Raw genomic sequence first — 18677 nt, forward strand, 5'->3', positions numbered from 1 at the left:
TCAAATTTGGCTAAAAATTGAAATTAGAGATAAACCCTCAAGTGACTTGCAAGTCGTAAACCAACTCTTATTTAAACAATGTTATAGCCAGAGCATTTCAAAGTTCAAACAGCTTTACCCTAAACTCGACACACCAATTATTTTTGATCTGGGCGCTTATATTGGCATAAGCTGTCTTTATTTCAAAACAATTTTTCCATTAGCGGAAGTATTCTGTCTTGAGCCTGACGCTGAAAACTACGAGTTACTTAGAAAAAACATTCAAACCAATCAGCTAACTCAAGTCTCATACACCGAGGCCGCCGTTTGGGGCAAAAACACAAGAGTGGTCAAGGATCAAATTTTTAGAGATGGTAAAGAGTGGTCCACCTCCTTTTTGGAAAGGGAGTTCGGGTCAATCAGAGCATTTGATATGCCTACACTTATGCAGAGTAAACAAATAGATACTATTGATTTTTTAAAAATGGACATTGAGGGGGCGGAGCAAATGCTGCTTGGTGATCTCGAAAAGGCCAACTCATTCCTCCCAAAAGTAAGATTCATAGCATTTGAATTGCACCGCGAGTTTTTGAGTGAAGGAGACATACAACCCATTTTCGATTATTTGGGTTTTGACCTTGTGCTTGGAAAAGATGTCTCATACGCTTGGAACAAAAACTATCTTTCTCAGGCTACTTCAAAAACTCACTCACCTTCTTTTTGAGTCGGAGTTTTTCTTCGCGGATGACTACGTTCTTGTGTACGTGTGGGTACATTTCCATCACTGCGCCTAGTCCGTATCCTAATTTCATGGCAATTTTTTGGCAGTACAAAACCTCCTCATTGTAGATTTCGTCATCAATTTTCATTAGCTGAATGATGCTGTAGAGAAATTCGAATTTATCATCATCATCCAAGGCTTTCAGATCTCCTAGTTGACCAGGGTTGTCAATGATTTGTTGGATTCCTTCACGGTCCATTCCATGGGCCTCTCCTATTCGGAAAATCAATCTAAGCTCTCGCTCATCTATTTCTCCATCACTATTGGCCAGTTGAGCCAGCGCTTTGAGTTGTTCCTTTACCATAAGATTGAAACGGAATGATTAACTGTAAGATACCTAATTTTTGAATAGTTAAAAGCAGATGGTTGAACGCCAAGGCAATTATTTCTATCTTGAATAAGATCTTAACAAAGTAATCCAAATGAGTTTAGACTTTACACAGAAAGAATATCAGGCTCTACTCCAACAAGCGTCAGACATTGTCTTGAGTTGGCAAGAAAATCTATCTACCAACAAGACCTATCAGAATCCTTCCCCCGAAGACATCCGGAAGCAATTTGACGAACCGCTACCCACTTCTCCATCGTCAGCAGCCGACCTTTTGGATCAAATCGATGAACAGGTTTATACTCACTCAAATCTCAACGCAAGCCCAAATTATTATGGTTACATCACTGGTGGAGGAAATCAAACCTCAGTTTTGGCCGAAATGCTCAAGAATGCATTGAATCAAAATAATCTGAAATGGCACAGTGCACCAGCTAATTCCGAAATTGAGAAGATAGTCATCAAATGGATTTGTCAATTCATAGGCTATCCTGAATCAGCCGGAGGCGTTATGGTAAGCGGGGGCTCTGTGGCCAATTTTCTGAATCTGGCAGTCATGCGAAAAGTGAAATGTCCCATAGACGTCGCCAATGAAGGTATGCAGCAAGCACCAAAAATGACAGTTTATGCTTCTAATCAAGGGCATAGCAGTATCGACAAAGGGATGGATATGTTGGGCCTTGGAAAAAAATATCTTCGCAAAATTGCTGTAGACGAAAACTTCCAGGTATCTGTTGAACAAATGGAACAACAAATTCTTGATGATAAAAAAGCAGGTATGTTGCCAATAGGCATTGTCGGCATAGCAGGCACCACCAATTCTGGGGCTGTGGATGATTTAAATGCTTTGGCGGACCTGGCAGAAAAGTATGATCTATGGTACGTGGTGGACGCGGCTTATGGAGGCCCTGCGGCAGCCACAAAACTTGCTGGTCATTTGTTCGCAGGGATAGATCGTGCCGATTCGATTCTGATCAATCCACACAAATGGTTTTATGTGCCTTTCGAAGTCGCCTGCGTGATTGTGAAAGACAAAGAAAAATTGAGAAACACCTTCTCACTTGTTCCGGATTATCTGACTGCCGGATCTGATGACAAAGAAGACTTAATGGATTTCAACCTTCAGCTCACGAAAGACTTTAAAGCACTCAAGGTTTGGATGACGTTTAAAACTTATGGTGCTGATAAACTCAAAGCAGCCATTAGTAATGATATCTCCAATGCACAGTACGCCGCAAAACTCATTGAGGAAAGTGATGATTTTGAATTACTTGCTCCAGTACCTCTTTCTATTGTTTGCTTTCGTTATGTAGGGAATCGCTCTTTAAGTGAAAATGAGCTAGATGAAATCAACACGAATTTGCTAAATGCCATAGAGGCAGATGGACGCATATTTTTTGCCGGAACAAAGATCAATGATAAAGTGTCTTTGAGAATCAGTCTCACCAACCACCGACGAACTAAGAAAGATATTGATTACTTATTTGAAGTGATGAGGGAGTTGTTAGCCTGATTTATCTAGTGATCGAATGCCGGATTCTAATCGTTGCCTGTTTTTTATTGAAGAACATTCGTATGCTGTTTCATCAACACAATTGATCTCCTTTTCCTTGAATAAAGGTTTAATCCATTGATACAACTTGTAGAAACCCAATTTCATTTTATAAATCTATTTCGTCAAAAACAGATACACATCCTCGACCAATTGTAGCTTCACTTTGTTATCCGATAAATCTAAGATCGTATATGGGATACCATATTTATCTCCATCATTAGTCAGGTTTAAAATTGTATCCGATGGAACTTCCCAATTCAGCGTATGGATTAAAGTATCCGCACCGAAAATGCAGTTCTTGTAACCGAATGCATTAATGGTGATTTTACCATTGGCCTTGATATTCATTTCACCATTCATGGTGTAGTTGATAGAATCATTAGCTGGAGCATTTTTGTCTGGGTAAGTCACCCATTGTACTTGCCAGTCGCCTACTAGACCTTCAGAAATTTCAGCGGTCTTTTCTTTGGTTGATTCACAAGAATTGATGGTAACAAGTGCACAAAAAAGCACCAAGGTTAGTCTTATTTTCTTCATAGCATTTTCAATTGAGGGATAAATTTAACACCATATTTCTTTAAAGATCAACAAGCAGGAGAAAGGAGGGTAAGAAAAAAACGAGACAATGCACTTAAACCTTTTTATTACGCTGAATAGCATCTAGATTTGCGCAATTTTAGAGTATCCATACTATCAAATAAAAAACATCCGCAATGCCAAAGGACAATAGCATCAAATCAGTACTCATCATTGGAAGCGGCCCTATCGTTATCGGTCAGGCTTGTGAATTCGATTATTCAGGATCGCAAGCGGCAAGATCACTTAGGGAAGAAGGAATCGAAGTGACGTTGATCAATTCGAATCCGGCAACCATCATGACTGATGAAGTAACAGCGGACAACATTTACCTCAAGCCCCTTACAAAACAATCCATTCGAGAAATCCTCGAAAAACATGATAACATCGATGCAGTGCTGCCTACCATGGGTGGACAGACCGCATTGAACCTAGCCATGGACTGCGACAAAGCAGGCATATGGAAGAAGCACAATGTGCGAATCTTAGGTTCAAATTTCGATGCGATCGAAACTACAGAGGATAGAGAAAAATTCAGACTGCTGATGCAAAAGCTGAATGTAGGCGTTTGTAAGGGAAGAACAGCGACCTCTTTCTTAGAAGGAAAAGAAATCGCACAAGAAATTGGTTTTCCATTGATCATTCGATCTTCTTATACCCTCGGTGGTGCCGGTGGAGGTTTTGTTGAAAAACCAGAAGATTTTGATAAAGCCCTAAATGCTGGACTTCATGCTTCGCCAATTCACGAAGTATTGATTGAGCAAAGTATTCTCGGATGGAAGGAATACGAGCTGGAAGTGATGCGGGACAATATTGGAAACTTCATTGTCATCTGTTCGATTGAAAACTTCGATCCAATGGGTGTACATACCGGAGACTCCATTACGGTAGCCCCAGCCATGACCCTTCCAGATACGGTTTATCAACATATGAGAAACCTTGCCATCAAGATGCTGGATGGTATTGGTCAATTTGCAGGAGGGTGTAATGTGCAGTTTGCCGTGCACCCAGAGACTGATGAAATCATCGGTATCGAAATTAACCCAAGAGTTTCTCGTTCTTCAGCGTTAGCGTCAAAAGCGACTGGATATCCAATTGCGAAAATCGCAGCGAAGCTGGCTGTTGGTTACAATTTGGATGAATTGAATAACCAAATTACGAAGACTACTTCCGCGTTCTTTGAACCTACAATCGACTATGTAATCGTAAAAGTGCCGCGTTGGAACTTTGATAAATTCAAAGGCTCTGACAGACACTTGGGCTTGCAGATGAAATCTGTTGGAGAGGCTATGGGTATCGGCCGAAACTTCCAGGAAGCTTTGCAGAAAGCCTGTCAGTCTTTGGAGATCAAAAGAAATGGATTGGGAGCTGATGGTAGAGAGCTAAAAAGCCACGATGAGTTGTTGTACAGTTTGAAACACCCAAGCTGGAATCGACTGTTTCATGTGTATGATTCTTTCAAGTTGGGCATACCGTTCAAGACAATTCATAATTTAACTAAGATCGACCCGTGGTTCTTAAACCAGATTGAAGAACTGATCTTATTTGAAAAAGAAATAGGCCGATACAAACTCGACACTTTGCCGAAGCCCATGATGATGACGGCGAAGAAAAAAGGTTATGCTGATCGACAAATAGCACATTTGCTAGACTGTCTGGAAAGTGAAGTTTTTGCCAAAAGGCAAGAAATGGGTATCAAGCGTACTTACAAGCTAGTAGACACTTGTGCTGCTGAGTTTGATGCTAAGACGCCATACTACTACTCTACTTTTGAAGAGGAAAATGAGTCTGTCGCTTCAGATAAAAAGAAAATTATTGTCCTAGGTTCCGGGCCAAACAGAATTGGTCAGGGCATTGAGTTTGACTACTCATGTGTACATGGCATCCTCGCTGCAAAAGAATGTGGCTACGAAACCATCATGATCAACTGTAACCCTGAGACGGTCTCGACAGACTTTGACATTGCAGACAAGCTGTATTTCGAACCTGTATTCTGGGAGCATATTTATGAAATTATCCTTTTGGAAAAGCCAGAGGGTGTGATCGTTCAGCTGGGCGGGCAGACTGCTTTGAAATTGGCTGAAAAGCTAGAGCGATATGGTATCAAAATTATTGGTACGAGTTTCAAAGCGCTTGATTTAGCCGAAGATAGAGGTTCGTTCTCAACTTTGCTTAAAGAAAACGACATCCCTTATCCTAAGTTTGGTGTGATCGAAACTGCAGATGAGGCTTTGGAGCTTTCTAAGGAACTTGGTTTCCCATTGTTAGTTAGACCATCGTACGTACTCGGTGGTCAGGGTATGAAAATCGTGATCAACGAGGAAGAACTGGAATCACATGTGGTGGAATTGTTCAGACAAATTCCTGGAAACAGAGTCATGCTCGATCACTTCCTTGACGGTGCTGTAGAAGCTGAGGCAGATGCCATTTGCGACGGAGAAAATGTACACATTATCGGAATCATGCAGCACATCGAACCAGCTGGAATCCACTCTGGCGATTCGTTTGCCGTATTGCCTCCATTCAATCTAGGTGATTTGGTCATCAGAAAGATCGAAGACTACACTAGAAAAATTGCGATAGCGCTAGATACTGTTGGCTTGATCAACATTCAGTTTGCTGTGAAAAACGATGAAGTATTTATCATTGAAGCGAATCCAAGAGCGTCAAGAACGGTTCCGTTCATCTGCAAAGCTTACCAAGAGCCGTATGTAAATTATGCGGTGAAAGTGATGCTAGGAGATAAAAAAGTGACTGACTTCAAATTCAATCCTAAGAAAGAAGGATATGCCATCAAAGAACCGGTTTTCTCTTTCCACAAGTTCCCGAATGTAAATAAGGAATTAGGGCCTGAGATGAAATCAACTGGTGAGTCGATCTACTTTATTGACGACTTGATGGACGATTATTTCATGGAATTGTATTCAGAACGAAACCTATATCTCAGTCGATAAGTAAAAGACAATATGTTTAAGTTTTTACTCCTCTTATTTGTATTTATTTGGGTCATTGCCAAGCTGGGTGGCTTTATTCTTCGGACGTTGTTTGGAGGTTTCACTACACAGGCACGTCAACAGACCTACCAGTCTCAAGGGCAACGTAGTCAGCAAAGACAACCGAGGGATGGCAATGTGAGCATAGATTTCAACCCTCGAGATAGACAGCAATCTAAAGATAGTGGTAACTTCAAGGGTGGTGACTATGTGAACTATGAGGAGGTGGAGTAATCTCGAGAAAATGAAGAATTAATGAAAGGCCAACTATTATATAGTTGGCCTTTTTTCTATCTAACAACCAATTGACTCTTAAATATTTGATCTTGAGTTTTGATATACAAAATGTATAATCCTGACTTAATCCCTTCCAAATTTACTTCAGAAAGGTTGGCATTTAGGTCTTTTCGCATCAAGACCTGACCAGAAGTGGTGATCAGCTCTAACTTTCCCAATGTTGCTTCTTCACCAATACGCACCTTAATTCTTCCAAAACTAGGATTGGGGTAAATAATGAATGGTTTACCTAAATGAGCAGTACTATTTGGTGATTCAGCAAACCGTGCCGAACCAGATAAGGTACTTACTGAAATGGTAAATGCAGCATCGAATACGCCATACGAAATCGTATTGTACCAAAAATTGCCACCATTGTATGTGTTTGAATAAGTATATCTAATGGATGAATTAGTGATCACAAAAGTGTAAATCTGACCATTGTTAATGCTGAATGGAGTACTAAGGGATATGGTTTGCCATCCACTTCCTGCGCTAATGCCTGTCTGCTCATAGACAGGTGTTCCTGAAACAGTATTTCCTTGAAATATTTTTAGTGAAGAACCTGAAATACCGTAAACCAACTTTACATTAATTTCTACCACTTGTCCATCGGCGGTTGCCGTGAATGACTGTCCCATAGTGTTACTATTGGAGTAACTCAAAATACCGTTACCTGAAGTGTTGCCAATAGTCACAATAGTGGCTTGGCTTTCAGTGGTAGCATGAGAAGAATTGCTGTAACCAGAATTACCTTCGGTATTTGAAGCTTTAACTCGATAGAAGTAGGTCGTGGAGGCACTAAGACCATTGTCTGAATAACTTTCGACATTGGCGGATAAATTGGTGATTACTACATAATTGGATTCATTTCCTTCTGAACGTTCGATAATATAAGCATTTTCATTATCAGCATTGTCTTGCCAACTTAGCTGTATCGATGACATTCCAGTGGTAGTCGTACTCAATGACGAAGGGGCTGCTGGTGGTGAGTTTGTACCTTCTTGCTGCGTGGTAGCACTTACCTCTATGCTACTTGCACTTGTACTTTCATCGGTCACTTTGATTTTATAAAAGTAAGTAGTAGCAGGGGTCAAAGATTCATCGTTGTAGCTAGATGCATTGGCGGATAAGGTTGCAATTGTGTTATAGCTTCCGTTAGAGGATAAAGCTCGTTCTACATGATAAGCGGTTTCTGTGGATTCGTTGTCGGTCCAACTCAAATTAATTTGTGAGGACGAAATGGCGATGGCATTTACGTTAGTTGGTGGATTCAAGCTGGGCGTTGTGTTTTCAAGAATACCGAAAAATTCTGCAGCCCAATAAGAGGAGAAAAAATCGACGTCATTTGTATATGAACCAGTGTTCCCTCCTTGCGTTTCACCATTTCCTGGATCAATAGCTATGGTATGCCCCATTCCATTAATCGAATAGGAAACAACTTGTGTGTTTCCATAGGGGTCTTGATATTGACTTTTTGTAATAGCTGAATTTCCCATGAACGAATTTTCAATCACATCTGCGGTTTGATCTATGCTATGAACATTTGTCCATTGCTCCATGATTTCATTCTGGTTCATGTAGTAGACCGTATAATCAGATGTACCATGAAAGGAGACCACTTTTGGCCAAGGGCCATTATGATTAGAAGCATTGCGGACACTATTTCCCAATTGGGAAGGTGATTGGTTCACATTGCCAAACATGGCCATGAAGGCAGCATTGCTAGTGGTAGCCACTTTGTACGGCAGACCTGACATGACAGCTCCTCCACTGAAAATGTCTGGATAGGTGGCGAGCATCACTGTGGTCATGGCGCCTCCACCAGAAAAACCAGTCACGAATACCTCTCCATCATCAATAGAGTAATTGTTTTTCATATAATCCGTCATGTTTTTCAGAGATGCCGCTTCGCCATAACCGCGATTAATGTCTCCATTTTCAAACCAATTGAAACATTCAGATGAATTATTGGCACCTTTTTGTTGAGCATGAATAACATAAAATTTGTAAGTGTCTGCCAAAGAATTCCAATCACTTTCATTCGAGTATGAACTCGCAGTTTGTGTACAACCATGCATCACCAAAACCAGTGGTGCTTCGCTTGGCATGTTGCTAGGGGTATGGATGTACATTGATAAATTCCCAGGATTTGAACCGAAGTTGGGAATGCTGGTCAGCTGACTATGAGCTGTGCTCATCGTCAGACAAAAGAATAATAAGTTTAGTAGTTTTTTCATAGGGCCTTTTTTTGTATCATACCTATGAATTTCATCGATTATCTATGTGGTATGTGTGCTTTTTTAAAAATAGTCCGGGTTGACTTATCAGTCATTATTTTATAAAAATGTGAATAGGGCCACCTATTTGTCTATTTTGATCAAAAATCAAATTGCTGACTATTTTTGTAATTATTGACACTTTTTATTGCATGACTTGATCAAATCTGATATGAATACCAAAGTTCTCATGGTCTTAAGCGTGGTCTACTTGGCTACACAAGGCATAGTACTCACCTTCTTGCCTCAAGAAGTCAATACTTATTTTAATATCAATTCTGAAGGGATGGCTGTTCTGATTTCTCAAACGTTGGGTGCTGCGTTGTTAGCCTTCGCCTTGCTCAACTGGATGACGAGATCGAATATCCTGGGAGGCATCTACGGCAAACCATTGATGATGGCCAATTTCCTATTTTTCTTTGCATCAGGTATGAGCTACCTGAAAGCAGCAGACAACTCATTCACTTGGAGCATCGCCGGCATCTCCATGTTGCTTGGCTTTTCATTTGGCTATGTAGCTTTCACTCATCCATTTAAAGAGAAATGAAAGCATTTTTACTTCTTTCCACTTTTCTCATCATCGGATGCCGACCAGATGCTAAAACCCAAATAGAGCCAGAAGGGTTTCTCGCTGAGCATATTCCAAAAAATCAACTAGCTCATGGCGGAGTGCTTTCCCCAAATGGCAAACAATTTTATGTCACCCTTTCAGATACTCTGTTTCAAAATTTTGAAGTCATGGTTTCTCAAAAGAAAAATGATCAATGGCAACCGCTTGAACCCGCCTTTTTTAATTCCGAATTTGATGAACATGGGGTTTCCTTTTCCCCTAATGAAAATCAACTCTACTTCAGTTCGACCAGACCCACCGGTATCGATAGCATTCCTCAAACTTGGCATATATGGCGCTCTACAAAATCAACTGATGGCTGGGGTAAACCAGAGTTTATCAATATTCCTTCCATGTCCCAGAATCTCGTCTCGCACCCATCTTTGACGCAAAGCGGCAGAATGTATTTTCATGCTGGTGAAGTCGATTATAGCAACCTAACCATCTATTATTCTGATCAAGTAGATGGCCAATTTTCAATTCCAAAACAGGTTTCTTTTGAGGGTGGATTAAATGGGCCAACGATTACTCCTTATGTAGGTGCGACAGAATCCTACTTGCTTTTTGGCCATGTTCAGGATGGACAGGAAGCTATGTACTATAGTCAAAACAGAAATGGCAATTGGCAAAAGCCCATCCGATTACCAGATGTAGTAAACACCAACAATAAAGCAAACCCACACGTCAGTGCTGATTCCGATCACCTTTATTATGCATCAGGTGAATTTACTGAAACTGGAGTTCCACGAAGATGGATAATCAAGCGCATAAAATGGAAAGGTCTATCAGACTGTCTGAGATTAAACAAGAATTGATTAATTTCATTTTGAATTTAAATAGCTAATTATGACTCTTGAAGATTTAATGCCTAAAGTTCTTGATTTGATTTTTGCTTATGGTCCAAAACTAGTTGGTGCTATACTCGTCCTCATTGTTGGATTCTGGGTAGTCAAAGCTTTGTCCAATGGGTTCAAAAAACTGCTAAACGCCCGAGATATTGATGCCTCACTCAAACCTTTCTTAGTCAGCCTGGTTTCAATGCTGCTCAAGGTGATCTTAGTTATTTCTGTTTTGACTACGATGGGTATAGAAATGACCTCGCTAGTCGCCATATTAGGTGCTGCAGGATTGGCCATTGGTATGGCTTTATCGGGAACTCTTCAAAACTTTGCTGGTGGCGTAATGATATTACTATTTAAACCATTCAAGGTTGGCGATGTGATAGAAGCTCAAGGTTACCTAGGATCAGTCAAAGCCATTCATATTTTCAATACCATTGTGAAAACCGGCGATAATAAAACCATCATCATACCTAATGGCGGCTTGTCCACTAGCAGCATGACCAACTATACTACTGAACCCACCCGAAGGGTAGATTGGACCTTTGGGATCGGGTACGGAGATGACGTAGATAAAGCAAGGGCGGTTATCAAACGATTGGCTGACGAAGATGAAAGAATTCACAAAGATCCGGAGGTGTTTATAGCGGTATCTGCGCTTGCAGACAGTTCAGTCAATTTTACGGTACGCGCTTGGGTAGATACGGCCAACTACTGGCCCGTTCATTTCGATATGAACGAAAAAATCTATAAGACTTTCGCCAAAGAAGGCCTCAACATTCCTTTCCCACAGATGGATGTGCATGTACATAAAGACTGAAGAAAATGAATTCCTTTCACTATGCATTCAAAGTCAAAGACATTGAGTCTACAAGAAAGTTCTATGTTGATATTTTAGGCTGCGAAGAAGGGCGATCTACAGAGACCTGGATTGATTTCAACTTTTTTGGCCACCAGCTATCCGCTCATCTAAGTGATGATATTCCTCCGCTTGATTACTGTGGAAAAGTAGATGGAATCAATGTGCCCATTCCTCACTTTGGATGTTTGCTAAGTCCAGCAGATTTTCAAAAAGTAAGACAGCAATTGGAAGCAGCACAAGTTGAATTTCTGGTCAAACCTCAAGAAAGATACAAAGGACAAACTGGCGAACAACACACCATGTTTGTTTTTGATTTGAGTGGGAATCCACTAGAGTTTAAATCATTCAAGGATGACAATGAAGTTTTTTCCTCCTGAATAAGAAGAGCCAAAATGAAGAAAGAGGCTGTCTTAAAAGTCAAACAAACTGTCAGGCTGAGGTTCTCGAAACCTTGCTGCTATACGCAGACAGACATTTCGAGGTAGCTCAATGTGACAGGTTGGATAAACTGGATTTTTAAGACAGCCTCTTTTTCACATCAATGCCCAGCTCTACAAGAACAACCTGTGTCACTCGCGCCATGCCAGTCAAATGCTGGCGCATATCCCGTTTGCTCCCAATAAAATTTGCCTCTTGGTTTATTGTAATTGCCAATTTCATTCATGGTAGTGGCGTCATACAGACGACCGTTGATCATAGTGTATACCACAGAGTTTGAGTTTTGAATATCTTCCAAAGGATTCTTATCCAATACAATCAAATCGGCCAACTTACCCTCTTCAATCGAACCAATCTGATCATCCATTCCGATGTAATTGGCTCCGTTCAAAGTGGCCGATCTGATGGCTTCTAGCGGTGTCATTCCACCGTGAGCCAATTCCCAAAGCTCCCAGTGAGCACCTAACCCTTGCAGCTGGCCATGCGCTCCGAGGTTCACTTTTACGCCTACATCTGTCAGCTTCTTACAGCTTTGAGAGGCGAGAATATGTCCGTTATCATACTCTTTCATAGGAATCATGGTTCTGTGCCTCGACCTGGAATCAATGATGCTCCTCGGTGTGAAATTCAACAGCTTTTCATCTTCCCAAACATTGGTAGTCTGATACCAATAATATTCACCACTTACAGATCCATAGCTCACCAACAAGGTTGGTGTGTATCCTGTCTTACTCGCTTTCCAAAGTTGGATCACATCATTGTGCAATTCGCCAACAGGTAAATTGTGCTCTACGCCTGTGTGTCCATCTAAGATCATCGTGAGATTATGAAAGAAGTTAGAGCCACCTTCAGGTACAACCTCCACTTGCTGCTCATGTGCTGCTTGAATGACTTGCTGACGCTGGTCTCTTCTTGGCTGATTATAACTTTTTACAGAAAACGCACCAAAAGCTTTGGTCCGAGTGATTGCTGATCGTGCATCATCCAAACTATTTACCAGAGCTTTGAAATCACCATCTGCTCCATAAAGAATCACTCCGGTAGAGAATATTCTCGGTCCCACCATAGCCCCTGTCTTTACCATTTCAGATTGAGAGAAAACCATTTCTGTATTGGAAGAAGGGTCATGCGTAGTGGTCACACCGTAAGCCAAATTCGTATGATACTGCCAGTGCTGCTGTGGACTGAGCCCATATCTGAAGGCCCCTAAGTGAGCATGCACATCGACTAGACCTGGCATAATAGTTTTGCCTGCGGCGTCTATCACTTTAGCATCAGAAGGAACTTCAACGTTCGCTCCTACCGCGATGATTTTGTTAGACTCAACCACTACCGTGCCACTTTCAATCACTTGATCACCATTCATGGTAATGATTCTGGCATTGGTAAACGCCACTTTGCCCTGAGGTTTGTCAATAGGTAATTGAAGATCAATTTTAATACCTACTGAATCCATAGGTGGAATACTGTCTGGCGCACCCTCCACAAACAAGAATCTATCGTTGATTGCGTTGCTAAAGTATTCATCCCCTAGCGTCCAGTTCAACCTTTTTGAATCGTTTGACCATTGGATATTGATTCCAGCGTCTTTAGCCACCTGAGCCACAGGTACGTTGGTAGACTTTCCGTCGAGCGTAATAGTTTTTCCTGCCAAAGGCATAGCTGCGATATACACCTTGTACAGGTTTGAAAAAGCTACCCATTTCTCATCTGGACTCGGGATGATCCGTTGTCCATATTTCGATTTTACAATTTCTCTTACATCAGTTCCATCCAATTTCGATGACTTTAAGGTTTTTTCGAGTGAGCCAAATAGATAACCACCCGTTTGGTAATAAATGCGATCACCCGCTTGATTGAAAGTTGGATAGGCGCCCTCGTCTGTGATTTTAGTAGCTGTGGTTGGTGTTCTTTTTGAAGTGCTAACCTTCAAGAGGTACAACCCAGGTTCTTTGGTATTCACATAGCCTTGATGCCCGTTGCCTCCTTCTTTTCTATAGACAATCGTGTTGATGTCATTAGGATGAAAAGCGGGCTCCCGATAAATGGCTTTCTCGGTAGTCAGCTTTACAGGCTTCGATTTTGAAGAAGTCATTTCCAGTCGATGGATCGCTCCCATGTTGTCATCATTCCATGTCACATAGGTCAGATATTTTCCATCACGTGAATAAGCGGGTTCGAACTCCAAGTCTGTACCAGAAGTCAATCTGCCAGGTGTGCCGCTGGGCAAACTCTTTTTCCATAAATAGCCTGCTGCATTAAACACCAAAGTTTTGCCATCAGGAGAAGTCACGGCCTGACGAATGGCCTTTGCCGTGAATTGATCAGGAGCTGCATCATTTTTGAACTTCAGTGCATCCACGACCTTGTGTGTAGCGGTAGCTTCGAATGGAATCGTAGTAACTTCCATAGAAGCCACATTGATTTTTCTGATTTTGCCTTTAGACCAAACCACAATGTGCTGGTCGTCTGGCGTCCAATTGAAACCAACAAATGGACCGAAAATGGCCCATGCCTCTTGCTGATCTTTAGTCAAATCATCATAAATCGGCCATTCGGCACCAGACTTGAGATCATGCAAATAGAGCACGGTCTTTTCTCTTACACGACGAACGAAAGCCAGTTTATCCCCTTTGTGTGAGGTAACCGGACGAATTGCACCGCCAGCTCCTCCGGTGACTCTTTCTGTTTTTCCTTTCTCCAGATCATATCTTTTGATGGCGTAGATCTGACTGTTTGGATCTTTGTTGTATTGAAAATAGCCACCTGGATACATGTCTTCGCTATAGTAGACATATTTACCATCTGAAGACGCCCAAGGCTCTCCAATATCTTGCTGATCGTTCTTCTTTTCTACCAGTTGAATGCCAGCACCACCTGATTTGTGATACATCCAGATTTCGCCAGCACCAGCCGAACGCTGAGAAGTAAAGTGTTTTCTAGCATACAAATAATTGCCATCGGCAGACCAGATTGCATTATTCAATAACCTAAAATCTTCCTTGGTTACTTGTTTGGCGTCAGACCCGTCGACGTTCATGACCCAGATATTGTCTCCTCCACCGGCATCACTAGTAAAACTGATTTGCTTGCCATCAGGGCTAAATCTCGGCTGTACTTCGAAGGCATGGCCTTCTCGAATCACAGTTGCTTTTCCTCCGGTGATTGGCAGCGTATATATATCTCCCAGCAAGTCAAAAACCAGAAGCGATCCATTAGGGCTCACATCCACACTCATCCAGGTGCCTTCATCTGTGGTTATTGTTGTTTCTTGAAAGGGTAAGGTCGGCTCCGACACTTTCCATTCCTTTTCGTCTTTTTCCTGTGCTTTGATTCCAAATAGGACACCAAAGACGATTAGCGCTGTCAATAGTTTATTCATGGTCAATTATTTGTTGTCTAAAATCATTCAATAATCAATTATCTTTTTCCTCTATACAGTAGAAAAAAAGGCTGACCAAAAATACTCAGTCAGCCTTTTCTATTTTAATTTGTCAATTACATATTGGTAAGCCATGCTTTACGCAAGGCCAATTGTTTTTCAGAAGCCTCTTCATCTACCTCAAATACAAACTTCTCCATTTTGGCTTCTTCTCCTTCACCTACTGTTCTTTCTGCAGCATAAGAAATACCTACTTTAGCATAAAATTCAGCTAGCGGCAATGACTCATCATTTTTTATATACTTTTCAAAAAAGTCCGCTACTTCTGGGTAAGTCATATCCACAAAAATGTTGAAGAACTCATCTTCGGGAAAGGCTTTCTCCGGACCATACTTTTTCGATAATTCGTTGACCACTTCTCGCATCCCTCGTTTGCCTTCTGATTTTTCGAGTAGCAGAATATCCAATAGGTTAATGATAACTGCTCCCTTGTAGTAGACATTACCATAGTTTTTTCTACCAGATTCCATAAAGGAGGTTTCAGCAATTTTTGTTAAGCTATAGTCAGCATCAAAATAGTAATCATTCACTCTCAACTTGTAATTCAGTTGACCCAAAAGTTCTTCCAGTGTCATTAATCCACCTCTCACTTGCATCATGTCTGATGCCCATTCGGTAGTGGATTCATATAGCCAGAGATGCGCAGATGGCGTAGGTGTCACAAAGTTGAATTGCTGGATGATCTCACTATGAATATTGAGTGGAGTGATAATATGAAAAAATTCGTGCGCAGCCGTACTTGTAATTTTTGGGCCGCCATCCACTGCGTAATCGTCTTCTACATAGACGTATTCTGAGCTGTACGAATGCTCCCAAGCACCCGCGTTGAAATCTTCAAAATGGAATAAGAAAGTATATCTATCAACTGGAAATTCCACCACAAATTTGTTGGCCGCCTCAAGCATGGCACTCATGCTTTCCAAAAGATCTGCTGATTTAATCTTGTCCGTTTTGCTATAGGTATATAGTTCTACCTTAGTGCCGTTGAAATCTGCACTCGCTTCTGATAACCTGCCCAGCAAGATGGGGGAATCCACCGCATGGTCAAAGTTTTTTGCGGCATACGCGCCTTGCTCGTTTTTAGAAAGCGCCGTCCCTATTTTCCAATCGTCCGGATAGGCGAGCGAAATCGACAATGGCTCTCCCTGCATGCCTTGTGGATAACCAATCACACAATGGGCATTGAATAACACGTGGTCGTCCTCCATAGACGTGCCACACATTTTGTACATCTCCATTTCTTCCACTGGGGTGTCCCACGTTTCAGCTACGCGATACTCGATTTTATCAATCTTCTTAGGAGTTGTAAGTATCCATTGGTTTTCACCTTTCTTTTTCGTCGCAATTTCATTTCCTTTTTTATCAAAGGCTTTAAAACCTCTGACAAAGCGACCAATATTCATCGTCTGGTAAGTACCGGGGGCGGTAGCAGCAAATTGATAAATATTGTTTTCATCCGAAAGCCCTTTTACATCCAGCGTGACTTTAAACTCGTCATTGCTTCGATCATTTAAGTTGATACTGTAATTGAGACTCGTTTTTTGACCGCAGGAAATGAGAATCACTCCTGCAATCATCCAGCTTGTAATAAATAGTTTTTTCATTATATGAGTTTTTTGACTTTGAAAAGGCAATATAACCTTTGAGTCTATAAGATTGAATAGGTTTGTGATAAACGGAATAGCTTAAATTCGCGACATGCGATCGATTAGTATTTTAGGGTGTGGTTGGTTGGGACTTCCACTAGGCAGGCACTTAGCCCAAGCGGGCTATCAGGTTCAAGGATCTACAACCCTTGAAGACAAATTGCCTTTACTAGAAAAGGCTGGCATAAAGCCCTTCCTGTTGAGCCTTAACCCAGAGGTTGAAGGGGAATCAGCCGAGTTTTTCGATGCGGACATATTGCTCATCAATTTGCCCCCAAGAAATAGAAACGGTGAAGAGCATTTTCATGAAAACCAGCTCAAGTCTATTCTCAAAAACAACCGGTCAAAGCAGGTCATTTTTATTAGTTCTACGGCTGTATATCCTTCGAACAATAAGACCGTATTTGAAGTCGATGCGGATTCTTCGTGTGTCACTCGCGGGGGTATCCCTCTGCTAAAAATGGAACAGCTATTTACAAAAAACTCGGCCATTGACACAACAGTAATCCGTTTTGGGGGACTATACGGACCAGATAGACATCCCGGAAGATTCTTGGCCGGAAAGAAAAATTTGGCGGGTGCAAACAACCCAGTAAATATGATTCATCTCGAAGATTGCATCGGGGTGATCCAGACCATCATTAAACAAAACCATTGGGGAGAAATTTTCAATGCATGTACTCCTTCTGAGGAGACCAGACAATCCTTCTATGAAAAAGCTGCTGAGGAATTGGGCATTGAAGCTCCTACCTTTTCCGACGAATCTGCGCCCTTTAAAAAAGTGAGTTCGAAAAAGTTGGAGAAGGAGACGGAATATAGGTTTAAACACTAACTAATCTTCCTTAAAAATCATACTCGCGGAATTGATACAATAGCGCAAGCCAGTAGGCTTTGGGCCGTCTTCAAATACATGACCTAGATGGCCCTCGCATTTAGCACAAATCACCTCGGTACGCACCATCCCATATTTATAATCTGCCAAATCCAGCAAACTGGTATCTGTAGCATAAGTGTAAAAACTTGGCCAGCCACTGCCGGATTCAAACTTAGTTTTAGATTCGAACAAGGGATTGCCACATCCGGCGCAGTAAAACATTCCCTCACGTTTTTCTTTATTTAGCTCACCTGTCCAAGGCCTTTCCGTTCCTTTTTCTCTAAGGACATTATATTGCATAGGCGTCAATTCTGCCTTCCATTCGGTTTCCGTTTTGATCACTTTTTGTTTGATGGATGAGGTGGATTTATTCTGATCTTGTCCTTGTGTTTGACAAGCAGTCACAAATAAAATAGCTAATACTGAAATAAATAGTTTCATAATGATTCTTTTCCCTTTTGGTAGGTACAACATAAATTTAACCCAATAAATTCAGATGTTATGTTAAAACCAATCTTTGCCCTTTTGATCTTCCTTTGGGCTTGTGAGCCAAAAGAAAAATCAACAAAAGAAGAAGTCAGTGAAAGTTCTCCTGTCGAAACCGAATCCATCATTTTACGCTTTAATGTCAATGAAGAATTGGCAGGGTCCGCTTACCGCGAAAAGGCTACGGGTTACTTGATGGTGTTGGATGGAGACAGTACTTTATTTTTTCCAGCTTTTACCAAAAGCAAAAAGGAGGGACGAGTCAACTTGATCCTGGGCCTTCACCCGTCATTAACCTATCATGAACAAATGAAGCATCTTAAAACCATTTTGCCATATGCGTCTAAGGATTACAACTTTGATTCATTGTCTGGTGTGTTTGTGGGTCGCTTGGTGCAAACCGGTGATCTCGCCATACAGGTCACAAATGAATATCTGAATGATTTTGGTGGTTATACTTCTACAGCTACATCTGAATATGACACCATTGCTAGCTTCTTGGCTGCTTCACAACTCGGACGTGATTTTGATCAAATCTTTGCTCCTTATGACATGGCAGTTACAGGTACTTCCGTTGAAAAGGTGTTTTATACTGAATTGTACGAGTCCATAAAAATCGATTCTGCACTCCACAGCCAATGGCCGGAAAAAATATTAGATGCTATGGTTTGGGTTAGGATAGGGAAGAAGGAATAAAATAAAAAAAAGCCCAG

16 protein-coding genes are annotated in these 18677 nt (G+C 41.3%); 10 read left to right on the forward strand and 6 right to left on the reverse strand.

The annotated features are described in order from the left end of the window. The first annotated feature begins 46 nt into the window (after nucleotides 1-46). Entirely contained in the window at nucleotides 47-703 is a 657-nt protein-coding gene (locus R8N23_RS00965) for an FkbM family methyltransferase (protein WP_318169688.1), read from the forward strand. Here R8N23_RS00965 and R8N23_RS00970 read toward each other — a convergent pair. Next, nucleotides 672-1064, reverse strand: a complete 393-nt coding sequence (locus R8N23_RS00970) for a TerB family tellurite resistance protein (protein ID WP_318169689.1) — start codon at nucleotides 1062-1064, stop codon at nucleotides 672-674. The two genes, R8N23_RS00965 and R8N23_RS00970, sit on opposite strands and share 32 nt — an antisense overlap. Before the next feature lie 118 nt (nucleotides 1065-1182). On the opposite strand from R8N23_RS00970, the gene R8N23_RS00975 reads away from it, so the two are divergent. Then, nucleotides 1183-2601 carry a pyridoxal phosphate-dependent decarboxylase family protein gene (locus R8N23_RS00975; RefSeq protein ID WP_318169690.1) on the forward strand — a complete coding sequence of 473 codons (1419 nt, stop codon included), beginning with the start codon at nucleotides 1183-1185 and terminating at the stop codon, nucleotides 2599-2601. 156 nt (nucleotides 2602-2757) lie between these two features. Here the strand turns inward: R8N23_RS00975 and R8N23_RS00980 are convergent, their stop codons facing one another. Continuing rightward, nucleotides 2758-3180 (reverse strand): hypothetical protein, encoded by a 423-nt coding sequence (locus R8N23_RS00980; protein ID WP_318169691.1) that lies wholly within the window; start codon nucleotides 3178-3180, stop codon nucleotides 2758-2760. A gap of 176 nt (nucleotides 3181-3356) precedes the next feature. Here R8N23_RS00980 and carB point away from each other — a divergent pair, with 176 nt between their 5' ends. Both carB and R8N23_RS00990 read left to right on the forward strand, forming a co-directional pair. After that, on the forward strand, nucleotides 3357-6173 hold the full coding sequence (gene carB / locus R8N23_RS00985) for a carbamoyl-phosphate synthase large subunit (protein ID WP_318169692.1): 2817 nt from the start codon (nucleotides 3357-3359) through the stop codon (nucleotides 6171-6173). Between the two features lie 12 nt (nucleotides 6174-6185). Next, nucleotides 6186-6446 (forward strand): DUF4834 family protein, encoded by a 261-nt coding sequence (locus R8N23_RS00990; protein WP_318169693.1) that lies wholly within the window; start codon nucleotides 6186-6188, stop codon nucleotides 6444-6446. Between the two features lie 56 nt (nucleotides 6447-6502). On the opposite strand, the gene R8N23_RS00995 is transcribed toward R8N23_RS00990, so the two are convergent. Next, nucleotides 6503-8728 (reverse strand): PHB depolymerase family esterase, encoded by a 2226-nt coding sequence (locus R8N23_RS00995; protein ID WP_318169694.1) that lies wholly within the window; start codon nucleotides 8726-8728, stop codon nucleotides 6503-6505. A 211-nt stretch (nucleotides 8729-8939) separates the two neighbouring features. Here R8N23_RS00995 and R8N23_RS01000 point away from each other — a divergent pair, with 211 nt between their 5' ends. From R8N23_RS01000 to R8N23_RS01015, 4 genes are read left to right on the forward strand one after another with little or no spacing between them, the layout of a single operon-like run. Then, entirely contained in the window at nucleotides 8940-9314 is a 375-nt protein-coding gene (locus R8N23_RS01000; RefSeq protein ID WP_318169695.1) for a hypothetical protein, read from the forward strand. After that, nucleotides 9311-10192, forward strand: a complete 882-nt coding sequence (locus R8N23_RS01005) for a hypothetical protein (RefSeq protein ID WP_318169696.1) — start codon at nucleotides 9311-9313, stop codon at nucleotides 10190-10192. The genes R8N23_RS01000 and R8N23_RS01005 overlap by 4 nt, the downstream gene beginning before the upstream one ends. 31 nt (nucleotides 10193-10223) lie before the next feature. After that, nucleotides 10224-11036, forward strand: a complete 813-nt coding sequence (locus R8N23_RS01010; protein ID WP_318169697.1) for a mechanosensitive ion channel family protein — start codon at nucleotides 10224-10226, stop codon at nucleotides 11034-11036. Between the two features lie 5 nt (nucleotides 11037-11041). After that, complete coding sequence (locus tag R8N23_RS01015; RefSeq protein ID WP_318169698.1) at nucleotides 11042-11455, forward strand: VOC family protein; 414 nt, start codon at nucleotides 11042-11044, stop codon at nucleotides 11453-11455. 161 nt (nucleotides 11456-11616) lie between these two features. Here the strand turns inward: R8N23_RS01015 and R8N23_RS01020 are convergent, their stop codons facing one another. Both R8N23_RS01020 and R8N23_RS01025 read right to left on the reverse strand, forming a co-directional pair. Beyond that, nucleotides 11617-14898: an amidohydrolase family protein gene (locus tag R8N23_RS01020; protein ID WP_318169699.1), complete on the reverse strand. Its 3282-nt coding sequence runs from the start codon at nucleotides 14896-14898 to the stop codon at nucleotides 11617-11619. A 116-nt stretch (nucleotides 14899-15014) separates the two neighbouring features. After that, nucleotides 15015-16562: a peptidase gene (locus R8N23_RS01025; protein WP_318169700.1), complete on the reverse strand. Its 1548-nt coding sequence runs from the start codon at nucleotides 16560-16562 to the stop codon at nucleotides 15015-15017. A 94-nt stretch (nucleotides 16563-16656) separates the two neighbouring features. Between R8N23_RS01025 and R8N23_RS01030 the strand changes: the two genes are divergently transcribed. After that, nucleotides 16657-17436, forward strand: coding sequence for an SDR family oxidoreductase (locus tag R8N23_RS01030; protein ID WP_318169701.1), 780 nt, complete (start codon nucleotides 16657-16659; stop codon nucleotides 17434-17436). Here R8N23_RS01030 and msrB read toward each other — a convergent pair whose 3' ends face one another. After that, the gene (gene msrB, locus R8N23_RS01035; protein WP_318169702.1) at nucleotides 17437-17919 is read right to left on the reverse strand and encodes a peptide-methionine (R)-S-oxide reductase MsrB; all 483 of its coding nucleotides are present in this window, start codon (nucleotides 17917-17919) and stop codon (nucleotides 17437-17439) included. A 60-nt stretch (nucleotides 17920-17979) separates the two neighbouring features. Here msrB and R8N23_RS01040 point away from each other — a divergent pair, with 60 nt between their 5' ends. Beyond that, nucleotides 17980-18660 (forward strand): hypothetical protein, encoded by a 681-nt coding sequence (locus R8N23_RS01040; RefSeq protein WP_318169703.1) that lies wholly within the window; start codon nucleotides 17980-17982, stop codon nucleotides 18658-18660. Nucleotides 18661-18677: the final 17 nt, after the last annotated feature.

Origin of the sequence: Reichenbachiella sp., from assembly GCF_033344935.1 — a bacterium.
GTDB lineage: Bacteria > Bacteroidota > Bacteroidia > Cytophagales > Cyclobacteriaceae > Reichenbachiella.

What these genes read in the sequence shown, in the direction of transcription:
- R8N23_RS00980 (WP_318169691.1), bottom strand. Translation starts at nt 3,180, where the DNA reads ATGAAGAAAATAAGACTAACCTTGGTGCTTTTTTGTGCACTTGTTACC.
- R8N23_RS01025 (WP_318169700.1), bottom strand. Translation starts at nt 16,562, where the DNA reads ATGAAAAAACTATTTATTACAAGCTGGATGATTGCAGGAGTGATTCTC.
- R8N23_RS01030 (WP_318169701.1), top strand. Translation starts at nt 16,657, where the DNA reads ATGCGATCGATTAGTATTTTAGGGTGTGGTTGGTTGGGACTTCCACTA.
- R8N23_RS01015 (WP_318169698.1), top strand. Translation starts at nt 11,042, where the DNA reads ATGAATTCCTTTCACTATGCATTCAAAGTCAAAGACATTGAGTCTACA.
- R8N23_RS00995 (WP_318169694.1), bottom strand. Translation starts at nt 8,728, where the DNA reads ATGAAAAAACTACTAAACTTATTATTCTTTTGTCTGACGATGAGCACA.
- R8N23_RS00970 (WP_318169689.1), bottom strand. Translation starts at nt 1,064, where the DNA reads ATGGTAAAGGAACAACTCAAAGCGCTGGCTCAACTGGCCAATAGTGAT.
- R8N23_RS00990 (WP_318169693.1), top strand. Translation starts at nt 6,186, where the DNA reads ATGTTTAAGTTTTTACTCCTCTTATTTGTATTTATTTGGGTCATTGCC.
- msrB (WP_318169702.1), bottom strand. Translation starts at nt 17,919, where the DNA reads ATGAAACTATTTATTTCAGTATTAGCTATTTTATTTGTGACTGCTTGT.
- R8N23_RS01010 (WP_318169697.1), top strand. Translation starts at nt 10,224, where the DNA reads ATGACTCTTGAAGATTTAATGCCTAAAGTTCTTGATTTGATTTTTGCT.
- R8N23_RS00975 (WP_318169690.1), top strand. Translation starts at nt 1,183, where the DNA reads ATGAGTTTAGACTTTACACAGAAAGAATATCAGGCTCTACTCCAACAA.
- R8N23_RS01020 (WP_318169699.1), bottom strand. Translation starts at nt 14,898, where the DNA reads ATGAATAAACTATTGACAGCGCTAATCGTCTTTGGTGTCCTATTTGGA.
- carB (WP_318169692.1), top strand. Translation starts at nt 3,357, where the DNA reads ATGCCAAAGGACAATAGCATCAAATCAGTACTCATCATTGGAAGCGGC.
- R8N23_RS01005 (WP_318169696.1), top strand. Translation starts at nt 9,311, where the DNA reads ATGAAAGCATTTTTACTTCTTTCCACTTTTCTCATCATCGGATGCCGA.
- R8N23_RS01040 (WP_318169703.1), top strand. Translation starts at nt 17,980, where the DNA reads ATGTTAAAACCAATCTTTGCCCTTTTGATCTTCCTTTGGGCTTGTGAG.
- R8N23_RS01000 (WP_318169695.1), top strand. Translation starts at nt 8,940, where the DNA reads ATGAATACCAAAGTTCTCATGGTCTTAAGCGTGGTCTACTTGGCTACA.